Source organism: Caloranaerobacter azorensis DSM 13643, from assembly GCF_900129995.1.
Classification (GTDB): Bacteria; Bacillota; Clostridia; order Tissierellales; family Thermohalobacteraceae; genus Caloranaerobacter; species Caloranaerobacter azorensis.
Map to the genome: position 1 here is coordinate 34,371 of NZ_FQXO01000005.1, position 16,924 is coordinate 51,294.

Annotated in this window: 13 protein-coding genes; 12 read left to right on the forward strand and 1 reads right to left on the reverse strand. The window is 31.9% G+C overall.

Going from position 1 to position 16,924, the window contains the following annotated elements; all coding sequences use genetic code 11:
• Positions 1–11: 11 nt before the first annotated feature.
• From BUB51_RS00565 to trpS, 12 genes are all read left to right on the forward strand, one after another.
• Positions 12–1,067: a FecCD family ABC transporter permease gene (locus tag BUB51_RS00565; protein WP_035163658.1), complete on the forward strand. Its 1,056-nt coding sequence runs from the start codon at positions 12–14 to the stop codon at positions 1,065–1,067.
• Between the two features lie 12 nt (positions 1,068–1,079).
• The gene (locus BUB51_RS00570; protein ID WP_073194548.1) at positions 1,080–1,862 is read left to right on the forward strand and encodes a heme ABC transporter ATP-binding protein; all 783 of its coding nucleotides are present in this window, start codon (positions 1,080–1,082) and stop codon (positions 1,860–1,862) included.
• 32 nt (positions 1,863–1,894) lie between these two features.
• A complete protein-coding gene (gene cobU, locus BUB51_RS00575) occupies positions 1,895–2,455 on the forward strand; it encodes a bifunctional adenosylcobinamide kinase/adenosylcobinamide-phosphate guanylyltransferase (protein ID WP_035163656.1) in 561 nt (186 codons plus the stop codon).
• A 7-nt stretch (positions 2,456–2,462) separates the two neighbouring features.
• Positions 2,463–3,197 carry an adenosylcobinamide-GDP ribazoletransferase gene (gene cobS, locus BUB51_RS00580; protein WP_073194551.1) on the forward strand — a complete coding sequence of 245 codons (735 nt, stop codon included), beginning with the start codon at positions 2,463–2,465 and terminating at the stop codon, positions 3,195–3,197.
• Positions 3,194–3,772 (forward strand): alpha-ribazole phosphatase, encoded by a 579-nt coding sequence (cobC, locus tag BUB51_RS00585; protein WP_083599451.1) that lies wholly within the window; start codon positions 3,194–3,196, stop codon positions 3,770–3,772. The genes cobS and cobC overlap by 4 nt, the downstream gene beginning before the upstream one ends.
• A 16-nt stretch (positions 3,773–3,788) precedes the next feature.
• Positions 3,789–4,307, forward strand: a complete 519-nt coding sequence (locus BUB51_RS00590) for an ECF transporter S component (RefSeq protein ID WP_073194556.1) — start codon at positions 3,789–3,791, stop codon at positions 4,305–4,307.
• 1 nt (position 4,308) lies between these two features.
• Positions 4,309–5,052 carry an AIR synthase related protein gene (locus BUB51_RS00595; RefSeq protein WP_073194558.1) on the forward strand — a complete coding sequence of 248 codons (744 nt, stop codon included), beginning with the start codon at positions 4,309–4,311 and terminating at the stop codon, positions 5,050–5,052.
• A gap of 114 nt (positions 5,053–5,166) precedes the next feature.
• Positions 5,167–5,601, forward strand: coding sequence for a GNAT family N-acetyltransferase (locus BUB51_RS00600; RefSeq protein WP_073194561.1), 435 nt, complete (start codon positions 5,167–5,169; stop codon positions 5,599–5,601).
• Between the two features lie 124 nt (positions 5,602–5,725).
• The gene (locus BUB51_RS00605; protein ID WP_073194565.1) at positions 5,726–6,562 is read left to right on the forward strand and encodes a DegV family protein; all 837 of its coding nucleotides are present in this window, start codon (positions 5,726–5,728) and stop codon (positions 6,560–6,562) included.
• Positions 6,563–6,681: 119 nt separating this feature from the next.
• Positions 6,682–14,442 (forward strand): isopeptide-forming domain-containing fimbrial protein, encoded by a 7,761-nt coding sequence (locus tag BUB51_RS00610; protein WP_073194568.1) that lies wholly within the window; start codon positions 6,682–6,684, stop codon positions 14,440–14,442.
• A gap of 124 nt (positions 14,443–14,566) precedes the next feature.
• Complete coding sequence (locus BUB51_RS00615) at positions 14,567–15,331, forward strand: TIGR00266 family protein (protein WP_073194571.1); 765 nt, start codon at positions 14,567–14,569, stop codon at positions 15,329–15,331.
• Positions 15,332–15,472: 141 nt separating this feature from the next.
• Positions 15,473–16,474 (forward strand): tryptophan--tRNA ligase, encoded by a 1,002-nt coding sequence (gene trpS, locus BUB51_RS00620; protein WP_035163645.1) that lies wholly within the window; start codon positions 15,473–15,475, stop codon positions 16,472–16,474.
• Between the two features lie 79 nt (positions 16,475–16,553).
• On the opposite strand, the gene BUB51_RS00625 is transcribed toward trpS, so the two are convergent.
• Positions 16,554–16,898: a hypothetical protein gene (locus tag BUB51_RS00625; protein WP_073194574.1), complete on the reverse strand. Its 345-nt coding sequence runs from the start codon at positions 16,896–16,898 to the stop codon at positions 16,554–16,556.
• Between the last annotated feature and the right edge of the window lie 26 nt (positions 16,899–16,924).

Genomic DNA, 16,924 nt, shown 5'->3' on the forward strand with positions numbered 1-16,924 from the left:
TGGTGGTTTAAATGACATATTTAAGACAGAAGAAATACTACAAAATTTATATGCTTATACTGTTGTTAATATTTATATTTATTTCTATAATGGCAACGACTTTAGGGACGGTAAAGATACCGGCAAGGGATGTTGTTAAAATCGTTTTAAGCAAAATAAATTTTTTAAGTGAAAAGATTGATATTAGTAATATAAAAAAATCGAATATATTTATAGTTCTTAATATTAGATTGCCTCGAATAATATTAGCTAGCTTGGTTGGAGCAGTGCTTTCGGTTGTAGGGACATGCTATCAAGCTATTTTTAGAAATCCAATGGCTGACCCCTATGTTATGGGTGCTTCTTCGGGGGCAGCCTTTGGGGCTACTTTTGGTATAATTTTAGGATTTAATAATACAGTTTTGGGATTTGGATTAACCTCTTTATTTGCTTTTGCAGGGGCTTTATTGACTACATTGATAGTTTATAATCTAGCTAAAGTTGGAAATAAAATATCTACAACTTCTGTTTTATTAGCAGGAATTGTTGTAAGTTCTTTGCTGTCATCTGTAATTTCAATAATGATGGTGCTCAATCATGATGAATTAGCAAAAATAGTAACTTGGACGATGGGGAGCTTTAATGGAGCAAATTGGAAGCAGATAATTATTGTTACTATTCCTATATTTTTAGGAATAATAGTTTTATCTTCAATGACTAAAGAAATGAATGCAGTAGTAATAGGGGAAGAAAGCGCACAAAATTTAGGTGTAAATATTGAATTAGTAAAGAAGATAATTCTAATATTGTCATCTTTTTTAGCTGCTTGTGCAGTTTCTGTAAGTGGGATTATTGGATTTGTAGGTTTAATTGTACCCCATTTGTTCAGATTAATATTTGGTTCAGATCATAGAATACTTATACCGATTTCAGTTATTGGCGGAGCGATCTTTTTGTTAATTTGCGATACTTTAGCTAGAACTGCTTTAAATGGAATTGAGATACCAGTTGGGATTATTACTTCTATATTTGGCGGGCCTTTTTTTCTTTATCTTCTTAGAAAATCTAAACGTAATAAATTTATATAAGGGAGTATCTTTATGTCTAATGCAGTAGAAGTTAGGAATATATATTTTAGCTATGGGTATGAGGAAGTACTAAAAAACATCGATTTGAGCATTCAAGAAGGAGCATTTATAAGCATATTAGGGCCTAATGGTTCGGGTAAGACGACTTTATTGAAAAATATATGTAAATTGCTTAAGCCATTAAAAGGGGAAATATTTGTTGATGATAAAGATTTAAATAAAATAGCATTTAAAGAATTAGCGAAGATAATGGCTGTAGCACATCAAGATAGTAATGTAAATTTTGAGTTTACGGTATATGATATTGTCATGATGGGTAGATATCCATATCAGAAGAGATTTAAATCTGAATCTGAAAATGATGTTAAAATTGTAAAAAGAGCCATGGAAAATACTGAAACATGGGCTTTGAGAGAAAAGAGTATTCATGAAATAAGTGGAGGAGAAAGGCAGAGAGTTATAATTGCTAGAGCTTTAGCACAGGAGCCGAAGATACTTCTATTAGACGAACCGATTTCGCAATTAGATATAAAGCATCAAATAAATATATTAAATTTATGTAAAAGGCTTAACAGAGAAGAAAAGATAACTATAATTACGACATTACACGATATAAATTTGGCTGCTAGGTATAGTGATTATATATTACTTATGAATAAAGGGGAAATAAAAGCATTTGGCTTACCTGAAAGCGTATTGACGAAAGAGAATATTCAGGATGTTTATGGTATTGAAGTGAAACTAATAAAGCTCGATGACTATAAGGTACCATATATAGTTCCAGTAAGCTCTTAACTGTTGGAGTTTTAATAAAAGAAGGTGGAATATTGAAAGATTTTATATTAATAACTGGTGGTGCAAGAAGCGGTAAAAGCACATTAGCAGAAAAATTAGCCAAAGAGTTAGGAAAGAAAGTAGTTTATATAGCTACCGCAATACCTTTTGATGAAGGTATGATTGATAGAATAGAAAAGCATAGAAATTCTAGGCCTAAAGAATGGGTAACTATTGAAAAATATAAAAGTTTTAATGAACTTGTATATAATAAGGATTTTATTGAAGCAGATACTGTATTACTTGATTGTATGACTCTTATGGTAACAAATTTATTATTAGAGAGCGGATTAGATTTTGACAGATGTTCAATGTCTGATGTTGAAAAGGTTGAAAAAGGTATTATAGATGAAGTCGAAAAATTATTATCTATAATTGAAAAATATAATAAAAGACTAATTGTAGTTACAAATGAGGTAGGCATGGGAGTCGTACCAACATTTAGATTAGGGAATATATTTAGGGATATAGCTGGCAGAACAAATCAGTATTTAGCAAGATGTGCGCAGGATGTTTATTTAACAGTTTTAGGAATACCAATTAAAATTAAGTGAGGTTGCTATGAAAAGTTTTCTATTGATGACAACATTTTTAACTAGATTACCAATTAAAGTCAATTTTGAATTTACAGAAGAGGATTTTATTAAAGGTATTAAATATTTGCCAATTGTTGGTTTCGTGATTGGAGTGCTGTTATGGTGTGTAAGTAATACTAATTATTTAATAGATAGAGCTGTAACAGTATTATTTGTTTGGATGTTTTATATTTGGGTTACTGGGGGATTGCATCTCGACGGTTTAGCCGATTCATTCGATGGAGTTTTTAGTAATCGTAATAAAGAGAAAATATTAGACATAATGAAAGATAGCAGAATAGGTACTTTTGGTGTGATAGGAATTATTTTTATTATATTACTTAATATCGTATTGAGTTATTTTTTAGATTTTAAATTGTTAATAATCATACCTGTTTTAGGTAGGAGTTGCGGAGTAATTTCTTGTGCTATTAATACTTATGCTAGAAAAGATAACGGGATGGGAAAGAGTTTTGTAGAATATTCGAATTTTAAAGATGCCGTATTTGTCATATTTATTACAATTATAATATCTATTATATTTTTCGATTACACATTAGTTTTTAGTGAAATAATTATATTTTCGTATGCCCTATTACTTGGTGTGTATTTTAAAAAGAAAATAGGCGGGATGACAGGAGATACTATAGGAGCGGTTATTGAGTTATCTCAAACTTTCTCACTATTATTATTTTACTTGTTAAGGGGACTGATATTTTGAAATTAATTTTGGTAAGGCATGGAGAAACAAAGGCGAATGTAGACAAATTGTATAGTGGTTGGACAGATTTTCCATTGACAGATAGAGGAAAAGAGCAGGTTAAAAATCTATTGGAAATTTTAAGTAGAGAAAATATTGATGTTATATATTCTAGTCCATTGTCTAGGACTTTAGTTACAGCCGAAATCATATCGAAACATATAGGTAAAAAATTTTATGTTAATGAGAAATTAAAGGAAATGAATTTTGGTATTTTTGAAGGAAAAACTTATAAAGAAATATCAAAAACTTATCATTTGGAGTGGGAGAAGTGGATAAGTGATAATATTAAATATAGGATACCTAATGGTGAGAGTTTAATAGATATGTATAATAGAGTTACTCAATTTATAGATGAATTAAAAGACAAAGATGGGACTTTTCTTTTAGTTACTCATGCGGGCGTAATTAGGATTGCCATTACTTATCTTTTGAATTTAAATATTGATGAAATGTGGCATTTTAAGATATTACCTGGAGGTTTAGTTGAAATATTATATGAAAATGATTTTGGAGTATTAACAAAGTTAGTTTAATTAGGTAGGTGAAATGATGAATACAATTAAAACGGGTAGGCAAAATAGTAGTACTATAAAAATAGTATACTGCGGTATGCTTATTGCACTTTCAGCAGTAGGAGCGTTGATTAAAATACAGGGGAGTATAGCATTGGATTCAATGCCTGGATTTTTCGCTGCACTATTTTTAGGGCCAAGCTATGGTGCTTTAGTAGCGGGTTTAGGGCATATACTTACAGCTGCTACTAGCGGATTTCCTTTAACGCTTCCAATGCATATTATAATAGCTTTACAAATGGCATTATTTGGTTATTTATTTGGAGTATTTTATAGAAAACTTAATTATTTAATAGCTATAATATTGGCAATTATTTTAAATGGCCCTGTTGGAGCGCTTACTGCAGCGTTTGTTTCAACGCTGCTTGGATTACCTTTTAGTGGCAGTGCATTGTTTTATGCTGTAATTACGCCTCTTACATTAGCATCAGCTGTAAATATTATATTAGCTTATTTGATTTTCAGATTAATAAACAAGAATAAGTCGAGGGTGTAAAATGAAAGCAAGAAGATTTAGAGATTTAACATTTGTAGAAATTAATGATGAGCAATTACTAGTTATAGCTTGTGATTCAAGTGGAGCTATAGGAAGTAAGGAGAATGATATTGTAAAGGTTTCTCCTGATATTTTAGGGTATTTTACTACAAATGTTGCTTTATGTGAAATTTTATCTGTTGGCGGAGAGCCTCTTGTTATAGTTAATACATTATCTGTAGAGATGAATGATACAGGAAGTAAGATAATAGAAGGAATAAAAAGGGCTATCGAGCCTATACCTAATAAAGATATCATAATTACAGGTAGCACAGAGGAAAATTTTCCCGTTATTCAAACAGGAATGGGGATTACAGTCATTGGTATTATAAATACTAAAGATTGGACTATGCCTATGACAAAAAAAGGAGCTATTGCTTTGGTAGTTGGGGTACCTAAAGTAGGGGAAGAAGTCATAGCCGATAATGGGAAAGAAATTTTTTCATTAAAACTTCTTTTAGAATTAAGAGAATATCATTTTATACAAGAAATACTCCCTGTTGGCTCTAAAGGTATTTTGTTTGAGTTAAAAGAAATGGCTAAAACAAATGGTTTAAATTTATCTGTATTTAGGGATGTAAAAATAGATTTGTATAAATCGGCAGGGCCTGCTACTTGTGCTATTGTTTCAATAGAAGAGAAATATTTCGATATATTGAAGGATAAATGTCCAATACCTATAAATAAGGTTGCTAGGTTTTATTAGAAATCAAAACTCGGGTGTCGAAAAGACACCTTATTTTTTGTTATAGAATAGTATGCACCAAAATATGTATTCAGTACATATTTTAAAGTATAGGTAGTACTGGAGGATGATATCATGGTAAAAATAGAAAATATTAAGGAGTCAGAATTAGAAGATTTATCGATATTATATGAGGAATTAACATGTAAAAAAAGTGATAAGAATAATATATATAAAGTTTTTTATTCTATTAAAGATAATCCAAATTATTTCTTACTAGGTGTAAAATATTACAATAAATTAATAGGAAGTGCTATGGCCATAATCTGTAATGATCTTACAGGAGAATGTAGGCCATTTATGGTTGTTGAAAATGTGATAATTAAAAAGGAATTCCGTCAAAAGGGCTTTGGGAAAAAGTTATTTGAATATATTGAAGATATCGCTAAAATGCATAATTGCCATTTCATAATGTTTGTATCTAATATAAAAAGAGTAGGTTCGCATAAGTTTTATGAAAAACTTGGATATAACAGTAAAAATAATTTGGCTTTTAAAAAATATTTGTAAAAGTTTAAATAAAATTAAATAGGGTAAAATATAAAAAATAATAAGATATTTTAAATACTGATTGTAACATTGCATTAAATAGTATAATATAGATATGAGTATATAAAATTGAAAGGGGAATTTCATGAGCATTAAGGTTGTTACAGATAGCGGTTGCGATTTGAACAATAAGTTGAAGCAGGAGAGGGAAATTGATATTGTTCCTTTATCAATACAAATCGATGATAAGCATTATAAAGATGATGAACAATTGAATACAAAAGATTTATTGAAGCAAATGAAAAACAGTGATAGTGTTCCTAAAACTGCAAGTCCTTCACCTATGGAATTTATAAAACGATTTAAAGAGGCAGAAAGTATTTTTGTAGTTACATTGTCATCTTCATTAAGCAGTACTTATAATAATGCAATGATGGCTAAAGAAATGTATAAAGAACAATTCCAAGATAAATTTATACACGTTTTTGATTCATTAAGTGCTTCAGTTGCAGAAACACTAATAAGTTTAAAAATATTGGAACTTGCCAAAAAGAATCATAAAAATCTAGAGATTGTTGAAAAGGTTAATGAATATATCAGCGAGATGAAAACCTTATTCGTTTTAGATTCGCTAGAGAATTTAATAAAGTCAGGTAGAATGAGTAGATTAAAGGGGAGAATAGCAACAGCTTTAAATATAAAGCCGATTTTAGGAGGAAATAAAGAAGGAAAAATTGAATTAGTAGACAGGGTAAGAGGTTCAAAAAAAGCATTTAAAAGGTTGATTGAGCTTATAGGTGAAAAAGGTGAAAAATTAGAAGAGAAAATTTTAGGAATAGCTCATTGTAATTGCCTGGAAAAAGCAGAAAAATTTAAAGAAGAAGTTATGAAAAGATATAATTTTAAAGATATTATTATTGTAGATGCTGGTGGAATAAGCACAGTTTATGCAAATGAGGGAGGCCTAATAATAGCGTTTTAAAAAACCTGCGATTTGAGATCGCAGGTTTTTTTAATTTTAAGAAGTTTGTTTTATGTTATAATCACAAACATTAATTTAATGAATATATTGATATTATAAGGTTGAATGGAGGTGAGTATATGGCTATATCCCAATCTGATTTTATCTTAAATATAATTCCTAAACCAATAAAAGTCGTTCTAGGAATGAACGGAACTTTTGAATTACTGTTTAAAAATATAAATCCGACAGAAAGAGGATACAATCTGACTGTAGAAATAGTATTACCAGATGGAGTATCATATGTAAATAGTTCGGTAGTACCAACATCGATAGAAGAAAATCCAGATGGAACAATTACAATATCATGGATAAACATAAAAGATTTATCCCCAAATGAAACAGATTATAGCATTGAAATCGATTTAAAATCGGATGATGTATTCAGAAGCACAGGATTACCAGTACCTTTTGATGTACCTTTAGTAAGTGTGGATGTTACTGCAACAGTAGATACACTGCCAAGAGGAGATGAAGATATAGGTAATGTTAAAATAACTAAAACAGATTCATCAGACTTTATACCTCTTCGATACAATATTTTTAAAATAGCTCCGAGAAAAATGCCTAAAGGAGCAGGTTTACTATCTCCAGATTTGCAGCCATTATGGACATATAAATATAAACTCGTAGTATTAAATAATACAAGAGAACAATCTACAGTTACGCTAATAGATAACTTGCCAAACGGAGTAAGATATTTAGGAGGATTAACAGTAAGTGGCCCAGATTCGGCCGAATTATCTACACCTAATATAATTATACCGACACCAGGGCCAAATTGCCAAGATTATGTAACATTAGATTGGCAGACAATAACTTTATCGGCAGGTTCAGTAAACATAATCACTTTTGACGCAGCGATTTGGGATAACTATACAGAAGGATGTGAAGAAAATAGCGGAGAAAGAATACCGCATTTAACCCCACTTCAGAATGTAGCTACATTAGAAGGAATATCAGGCCCGGTACAAGTAGGAATTACTACTAAAGCAATGGATGCTGTAATATATAAAACAGTTGATAAAAAGATAACAGATGTAGGGGAAATTAATACGTATACTTTAACATACAGGATAAACCAGTATGACGATATAGATTCATTTATAATAACAGACATAATAGAGGATGGACAGGAATATAATGTAGGTTCAGCATCATTAGCTCCTGATTCAATTACAGTAAATCCAGATGGGACTACAGAGCTAATATGGAATTTAGGTTATATGAGTAAAGGAACATCGGGGGAAATAACTTTTACAACAACAGTAAAATCAAATTATTCAGATGGAGAGCCTGTAAGTTCAGATGATATCTTGGAAAACAATGTGAATATAGATGGCATCAATCAAACAACATTAACAGATACACCTGACAGTTGGAATACGACTTTAACAATACGAGAGCCGAACATAAAGAAAGAAGTATTAAATTATTATTATAAAGATGGAACGTTAAAGCCTATGAATGTAGCAGCGCCTGGAGATGAAATAGAATTTAGAATAACATATAGTTCGGTAGGTATAACGGCATCACAAAAAAATGTAAAAATTGATGAATATGCTCCGCTCAATATGGGGCCACTAACAGCAAGTATGCCAATAACTTATGGAGGAAATTTGCCAGGCCCATTCACACCATTTACAGTATTTCCTAATGGTATTAGATGGGAACTAGGGACAGTACCAGGGAATACGACGTGGACAGCAACTTTTAAAGTTCCTGTAAGGAATATAAATATCGTAGGTACAAAGAATAATTTAGCTAAAATGGAAGAAGAGAATACAGAAGGCCTTATATTCGGCAAAAGAGATCAGGTAGAAGTAGTATTCGGAGAACCAAATATACAGTTTCAAAAAACAGTAACAGGGCCAAATGTAAATGCAATAAAGGCCGGTGAAATATACACATATAGTATAACAGTATCTAATATGCAAAATGAAGAGGGGACAGTAGTAGATGCATTTGAGATGGATTTAACAGATGTAATACCAGATGGATTGACGTATACGGGAACATATACGGTTACAGGAACTGGAGAATATGATATCCCAATATTTTCAGGGCAAAATGTATCAATGACAATAAAAAAACTAGCACCAAATGAAAGTTTGACATTAACTTTTGATGTAATAGTAGATTCGACAATAGTAAGTGGGCAGACGTTTACAAATAATGCTGTACTGCAAAGGCCGTATTCTCAATATGATAGATCGTATCAGTATCCTGGAGAGCCCTTTACGGCACAAACTACTTTGAAAGCCGAAAGTATAAAGATAGTCAAATTGGTTAACCCACTTTTTGCAAAAATAGGGGATGTAGTTACCTATATAATACAAATAACTGTGCCTAAAGGTACAAATGCATATAATGTACAGGTTACAGATACTTTTCCAGATTCTGAACAGACATATATAGTAGGGAGTGCAACGAAAGACGGAGCGCCAATTACACCTATAGTTTCAGGAGGAACTGTAACATTTCCTGTAATACCCCATATAGATGCTACAGTCGATTCTGTCGATATAATATATTCTTTTGATGTTAGAGTTATAAATGGTACTCATGTATCTCCATATATTGAAGATCAAATAAATAAAGCTAAAGTAAAATGGGATATAGATATTTCAGGAACGCCAGCTATTTCAGTTAGTACTTCTGCAAAATTAGAAGTAAGAACTCCTCATTTGAGGGGATTGAAAGAACAGCGAAATGTAACTAGAGGTGGAATATTTACTAAAAGAGGTATTAATTATACGGTTGGAGATATAATAGAATATCGAATATCAATAACAAATGATGGAGCAGAGACGGCATTTAATTCAGTTATTACAGATAAATTGGATTCACTCCTTTTATTAAATCCGGGTTCTATTACAACAACGCATGGTACAGCGACAGAGACAGGAGGAATTATTACTTGGAATATACCTATTCTAAATGCCGGAGAAACAGCTACATTAATGTTTTCAGTAACAACATTACCGGGAGTTGCTGCAGGAGGAAGTATACCAGACACGGCTTCTTTTATATATAGTACTAACGATAATGGCTTTGAAGTAACTTATGGGCCGGATAAAACGAATACAGTTAGATTAAGAGCCCCTAAAGTTAAAATAGATAAGTCTGCATCATTAACAGAAGGAGAAATAGGAGATGATATAACCTATACAATAACTATAACGGTACCAGATGGAACGATAGCATATACACCACTTGTAGAAGATATTTTACCAATAGGGCAAGTATATATAGGGCCAGCTACTAGACAAGAGCCACCGAATCCACCGGTAACAGTTGTGCCGACAATATCAGGGCAAACAATTACTTTTCCTATAAATTCGGATATAGATGCTACAGCTGGGCAGAGAACAATTGTTTATACTTTTGTTGCGAGAATTGTAGATGCAACTCATAATCCGCCATTTTATGAAATCCAGACTAATATTTCAAGAGTAAAGTGGGCTATCGTTTCTGGAGGTTCATTTAAATGGCAGAGAGAAGATAAAATAGATATAGTGGCAAGAACGCCTAATATAACAATATTAAAAGAACAGAAAAACTTTACAAATGGTGGAAGTTATACTACAGAAAGTATATCGGGGTTACCAGAGGATTTAATATATTATCGTTTAAAGGTAACTTCTAATGGAGCTTCTCCAGCTTATAACATCAATATACAAGATATAATAAGTAATGATTTAACGTTTATTAGTATAATTTCAGGCCCTACAGATGGAAGTGTTGTACTATCTGGTAATTTATTAAAATGGAATATACCTCAATTAGATGTTGGGGATATAGCAGTATTAGAATTTGCAGTTTCTGTAAATATAGGAGTGGGTGCAGGCATAGAGATAACAGACAAAGCATCATCGACTTATGATTCGAATGATGTAAATCCTATTACGTACACTGAAGATTCAAATCTAGTTTATTTAAATATTCCTCCATTAGATATTGAAAAGACAGTTTCTGCAAGCGTTGTCGGTATTGGAGATGTAGTAACGTATACTTTGAAAATTACAATACCGTATAAAGTTAATGCATATAATTTAGTTATTAGAGATATAATACCAATCGGCCAGCAATATGTATCTGGAAGCTGGTTTCCAGGGACACCAACTGTATCAGGAAATGAAATAATATTTAATGAACCGACTTCACCGCAAACAGGCCCGCAGATTTTAACTTATACATTTCAAACAACAGTTATAAGTGGTACGACAACCTATCCATATACTGAAACACAAAGGAATTTAGCAAAAGTTATATGGGATATTACACCTACAGGCCCTGAAGCACCGCCAGTTTCAGATTATGTTGATATAGAAGTTAAGGCTCCTCATATAACTGCTTTGAAGGAGCAAAGGAATGTTACGCAGGGTGGTAATTTTACAACAGAGCCTCTGTTGGGAGTAGTTACAGGAGATATAGTAGAATATAGGATAACTATTACAAATGATGGAGCCAATACTGCATATAATGTTGTAACGACAGATAATCTCGATTCTTCTTTAACATTTACTGGTGTTGTAGTATCACCTCCTGGAACCGTTGTATCATCTGTTCCATTAGGTTCGCCAGATGGTGTTATAACTTGGACGGAAACCAATATTGGTGTAGGCGAAAGCAGAGTATTAGTTTTTTCTGTTAAAGTAAATTCTGGCCCAGCACCGGGTACTAATGTGTTAAATCAGACTTCAACAGTATACGATACTTCGTTAGTAAATCCAACTACTCTAGGCCCAGAATTATCAAATATAGTAGGATTTAATTATACTTTGCCAGAAATAATTAAGAGGGTTGACAAAAATAGCGTTTTTGTAGGAGATACTATAACTTATACAGTTGAAATAACCATACCGAATGGTAATATAGCTTATGATGTACAGGTAGTAGACAATTTGCCACCTAATCAGAGTTATGTTCCAGATAGTTTAACAAGAAATGGGATTTCGATTATACCTTCTCCGACTTTAACGTTTCCACAAGAGGGGACAATAGATGCTACTGGAGGAGCTGTAACCATAGTCTATACATTTAAGGCAGTTATTAATTCAATGAGTACGTATCCACAAGATACACAAATAAATACAGCGACAATTAATTGGGCTACTGCTCCTGGAGGGCCAGCTGGAACGCCACAAAGTGATACAGTAGAAGTATATGTAACAGATCTTGATATTCAATTAGAGAAAGAACAAAAGAATTTTACTATTGGAGGTTCATTTACAACCGATCTTATACAAATTTCTGTCGGAGATGTTATACATTATCGATTAACCGTTACAAATCCTAGTTCGACTTATACGCTTTATAATGTTGTTATTAAAGATGATTTAGACAGTTTGTTAAGTTTTATTAGTCAAGTTACTTTGCCACCTGCTGGAGTTATTATTCATACAGGAGGCACGATTACCTGGTCGATACCTTCTATTCCACCGTCAACTAGTTATAGTGCAGTTGTTGCTGTCAAAGTATTGTCGGGAGGAGTAGCTCAAAGTAGTATTTTAGACAGTATATATGCGACTTTTTCAGCTGTTAGTGGACTTTCGCCTACTTTTGGGCCTATAATTTCGAATTCAGTTGAAGCTAAACTTCCTTCATTACAGATTGATAAATTTGCATCAAATGATGATGTAGAAATAGGGGAACTTATTGAATATGTATTAACTGTTACAGTGCCAAAAGGGACTATTGCATATGATGTTGTTTTGACAGATACTTTACCAGATGGCCAAATTTATATAGGGGAAGCTACTAAAAATGGGGCATTAGTTTTTCCAAGCGTATCAGGGCAATTAATAACGTTTGATACCGAAAATCTTATAGATGCAACATTAGATAGCGTAACTATTATATATACTTTTAAAGCTAGAGTAGTAGAAGGAACTACATCATATCCGTTTATAGAAACTCAAACGAATAATGCAGAAGTAAATTGGGATATAGATACGTTAGGAACACCTGCAGTGCCTTCAAAAGTATCAAAAGATATCGTAGTAAAGAGTCCATTTCTATTTATTAGAAAAGATCAAAGTAATATAACAAAGTTTACTTGCTGTGAAACACAACCTATATTTGTAGAAATGGGAGATATAGTAGAATTTAGATTAGTCGTTCATAATTTTGGGAAAGCGCCTGCTTATAATGTTGTTATAACGGATGTTTTAGATAGGTTTGAAGAATATAAAGGAGTAGTATATATTTCAGCAGGTACGGCAGCATTTGATGCATCAAATAAAAAACTTACATGGACGATAGATGTATTAGATGTTGATACTGTCGAGGTGTTAAGTTTTAGAATAGAAGTGTTAGGAGGAATATCTGCGGGTGGTAGAGATTATAATTCAGCTACTGCTTATTATGATACTAATCAAGCAACTCCTATAACATATGGGCCATTTAAATCTAATGAAGTTGTTCAAATATATCCGAATGTACGAATAGAAAAGACATCAGATATTGATAATACTGCCATTGGAGGTATTATAACCTATACGGTTAAATTTATTTTACCAAAAGGGACAGTAGCGTATAATGGACAATTTACCGATATATTGCCAATAGGACAAAAATATAATGGTAATGCGACGTTGAATGGAGTTCCTATTATTCCAGAAGAAGTACTAGGACAATTTATAGCATTTCCAGCAGTTCCTTATGCAGAAGCTTTATATGAGGATGCAGTATTTAAGTATAAGTTTGAGGCTAAAGTCGTATCTGCGATTGTAGATCCTGTGAGTTTAGTAGAAGTACAGACTAATGAAGGATATGGGCATTGGGATCTTGAACCGGGAGTTTCAGCTAATCCAGTAAAGTATATTAAAAATGTTAAAGTTACGGATAGTAAAGTAGATATTCATAAAGTTCAAAGAAATGTTTCGAAAGGTAGAGACTTTACGGAGAATCCAATATATGTTTATCCAGATGAAATAGTGGAATTTAAGATACAAATAGTTAATACAGGGCCAAGAACGGTTTATGATATTGAAGTTACTGATGTATTATCAGATGAATTAAAATTTGTAGAATCTATATATGTACCAATAGGCACTGTTTTGACTCATAGTGGGGAAAATCGAGGAGGCACAGTAAAATGGCTGATACCATTACTTGATTTAGGCGATTCTCTAGAAGTTATTTTCTCGGTGAAATTAACCGATTCTGTATTAAGTCCAATTTTTAATAAAGCTTTAGCTAGTTTTAGAATTAGTGAAACAAATCCGGATAGATTTGGTAATTTATTTTCAAATACTACTCAAATCGATATACCTCTAAAATCTGAATGTATTATTGCAAAGAAGATTTATAGTCAATGTTTGAAGAAAATATGTCTTTATGATATAAAATTAGAAGTTCCTTATTGCTATAAGATAGATAGTATAAAATTCAATAAAGGAGAAATAGTACCCGGTTCTTTAAAGATACTAGAAATAAATAGGCAGCACTTTAGAAGAGTTACTTTTTTAGTAACAATCAGTTATTTGGTAACGTTGAAAAACGAAATGAATGAATATTTACAGCTTCAATGTAAATTACCAGATTATAAAATTGATGTAGTTATGTTCATACCAAAGCACGATGATGAGCAACAATTTGATATTTTATTAGACACATATAGTAATGTACTTTATATCGATGAAGTGAATAAAACGTTAACAGTAGGAATCTATAATATCATATCAGCCGCATTAAAAGTACAATTATTGCTTCCTTCGTTTGGATACTGTCAAAATGTTTCAGGATGTAAATGTGAAGAATATAATGATATATGTAGAGAGTTTAATAATACAAATACAGATTTGTATAGAGATTTTTATCCACAGCAAGAATGAAAATAATCCCCGAATTTTCGGGGATTATTTTATGAAGATTAAATAAGAGAATATGGATATATTTTTTTCAATGATGATATAATTAAATAATAAATATTAACTAATTATGAAAGGTGGTAAATATATGGGTGATATTATTGACTACAAAATTTATGGAGATGATATGCAGATTGTTGAGATTGAATTAGATCCTAATGAAGGAGTAAGGGCAGAAGCAGGTGCTATGATGTACATGGAAGACGGTATAGTTATGCAAACTTCTACGGGAGGAGGACTGTTTAAAGGTTTTAAGAGAATGATTACAGGAGAGAGTTTTTTTATTACAACATTTATGTATCAGGGCAGAGGAAAAGGACATGTTGCATTTGGAGCACCTTATCCTGGTAAAATAATACCTATTCAATTAGAAAAATACGGTGGAAGATTTTATTGCCAAAAAGATGCTTTTTTATGTGCAGCTAGAGGCATTGACATAGATATAGCTTTTACAAGAAGATTAGGAGCAGGTTTTTTTGGTGGGGAAGGTTTTATACTTCAAAAATTAGAAGGTAGCGGTATGGCTTTTATTCATGCAGGCGGTACAATTATAAAAAAAGAGCTATCTCATAATGAAACATTACGTGTAGATACAGGATGTATAGTCGGTTTTGCACCAACAGTCGATTATGATATTCAATTTGTTGGAGGATTTAAAAATGCGTTATTTGGAGGAGAAGGCCTTTTCTTGGCTTATTTACGAGGCCCTGGAGAGGTTTATTTGCAAAGTTTACCTTTATCACGTTTAGCCGATAGAATATATGCGGCAGCACGTTTTCATCAAGTTGATGAAAAAAGAGGAATAGGAGGAATAGGGGCTAGTATTTTAGGAGAAATATTCGATGGCGATTAAAAAGATGCTTTTATATTGAATATGTTTGGTTATATGGTATAATAAAAAGAAATACGAAAAAATGATGAATAAGAGTAGTAGATACATATTTGACTAAAGCGATTCGAGGATGGTGGCAGGTTCAAAAAGGAAGGTGATAAAATGAGTGATAAAAAAGTGATTTTTAGCGGAGTTCAACCTTCAGGCGAATTGACACTTGGTAATTATTTAGGGGCAATAAAAAATTGGATTGAGCTTCAATATGAATATGAGTGTTATTATTGTATTGTCGATTTGCATGCTATTACTGTGCCTCAAGTACCAAAAGATTTAAGGAGAAATACTTTGGAGATTTTAGCACAGTATATTGCTAGTGGAATAGATCCAGAGAAAAATACTATTTTTATTCAGTCTCATGTAAGCGAACATGCAGAATTAGCTTGGGTTTTAAATTGTTTAACCTATATGGGTGAATTAAATAGAATGACACAATTTAAAGAAAAATCTAGAAAGAATGAAGCAAATTTAAATGCAGGGTTATTTACTTATCCTGTGTTAATGGCTGCGGATATATTACTATATCAGACTGATTTAGTTCCTGTAGGAGAAGATCAAAAGCAGCATTTAGAACTAGCTAGAGATATAGCTAAAAGATTTAATAATAGATATAGTGAAACCTTTAAAATTCCAGAAGTTTATATATCTAAAGTAGGAGCTAGGATAATGAGCTTACAAGATCCTTTAAGTAAAATGTCTAAATCGGATAATAATGAAAATGGATATATTTTGCTTAAGGATAGTCCAGATGTTATCAGAAGGAAGATAAAAAGGGCAGTTACAGATTCGCTAAATAGAGTTAAGTATTGTGATGAACAGCCTGGAATAAAGAACTTGATTACCATCTATTCTAAACTTTCAGGGGATAGTATTGAAGAAATTGAAAAAAGATACGAAGGGCAAGGATATGCAAAATTTAAGGCTGATTTGGCTGAAGTAGTGGTTGAAGGATTAAGGCCTTTAAGAGAGAAATTTGAAGATTTAATGAAAAATAAAGATTATTTGGAAAAGGTTTATATTGAAGGAGCAAATAAAGCACAGAGAGTAGCGAGAAAAACATTGAGTAAGGTGTATAGAAAAGTTGGATTTATACAGAGAAAATATTAAGGATGCAAAAAGTACCCCCACTATGTAATTATTATTGTGGGGGTATTAGTATGTCGTGAATATTAATAAAATAAAATTTTTATTGAGCAATATGAACAGTATCAACAACAGTTCTTTTTACATAGCTGTCTCCACAAAGGCAGCGATATTCCTGATTTTTATATTTTTTATAAATTTTACATTTGAAATAATAATCGTCACTACTATCATAGTGCATATGTGTATCATAATAAACCCAATCATATGTAGGGTCTCCTGCCTTTTCATATCGATGTTGACCTTGCCATATAGGACAAGGAACATAGTTTGGGCTAATTAAAGACCCTTTTTTAAAGCTGATATTCTCTTGTGCATATATGGATTCAATAGGTACAAGTATCATTAAAGTTAGAAGGAAAAGTAATATAAAACGTTTTTTAAACATATAAAAACCCCCTTTTTAAATGTTTT

What these genes read in the sequence shown, in the direction of transcription:
- BUB51_RS00565 (WP_035163658.1), top strand. Translation starts at nt 12, where the DNA reads ATGACATATTTAAGACAGAAGAAATACTACAAAATTTATATGCTTATA.
- BUB51_RS00570 (WP_073194548.1), top strand. Translation starts at nt 1,080, where the DNA reads ATGTCTAATGCAGTAGAAGTTAGGAATATATATTTTAGCTATGGGTAT.
- cobS (WP_073194551.1), top strand. Translation starts at nt 2,463, where the DNA reads ATGAAAAGTTTTCTATTGATGACAACATTTTTAACTAGATTACCAATT.
- BUB51_RS00590 (WP_073194556.1), top strand. Translation starts at nt 3,789, where the DNA reads ATGAATACAATTAAAACGGGTAGGCAAAATAGTAGTACTATAAAAATA.
- BUB51_RS00595 (WP_073194558.1), top strand. Translation starts at nt 4,309, where the DNA reads ATGAAAGCAAGAAGATTTAGAGATTTAACATTTGTAGAAATTAATGAT.
- BUB51_RS00600 (WP_073194561.1), top strand. Translation starts at nt 5,167, where the DNA reads ATGGTAAAAATAGAAAATATTAAGGAGTCAGAATTAGAAGATTTATCG.
- BUB51_RS00605 (WP_073194565.1), top strand. Translation starts at nt 5,726, where the DNA reads ATGAGCATTAAGGTTGTTACAGATAGCGGTTGCGATTTGAACAATAAG.
- BUB51_RS00610 (WP_073194568.1), top strand. Translation starts at nt 6,682, where the DNA reads ATGGCTATATCCCAATCTGATTTTATCTTAAATATAATTCCTAAACCA.
- BUB51_RS00615 (WP_073194571.1), top strand. Translation starts at nt 14,567, where the DNA reads ATGGGTGATATTATTGACTACAAAATTTATGGAGATGATATGCAGATT.
- trpS (WP_035163645.1), top strand. Translation starts at nt 15,473, where the DNA reads ATGAGTGATAAAAAAGTGATTTTTAGCGGAGTTCAACCTTCAGGCGAA.
- BUB51_RS00625 (WP_073194574.1), bottom strand. Translation starts at nt 16,898, where the DNA reads ATGTTTAAAAAACGTTTTATATTACTTTTCCTTCTAACTTTAATGATA.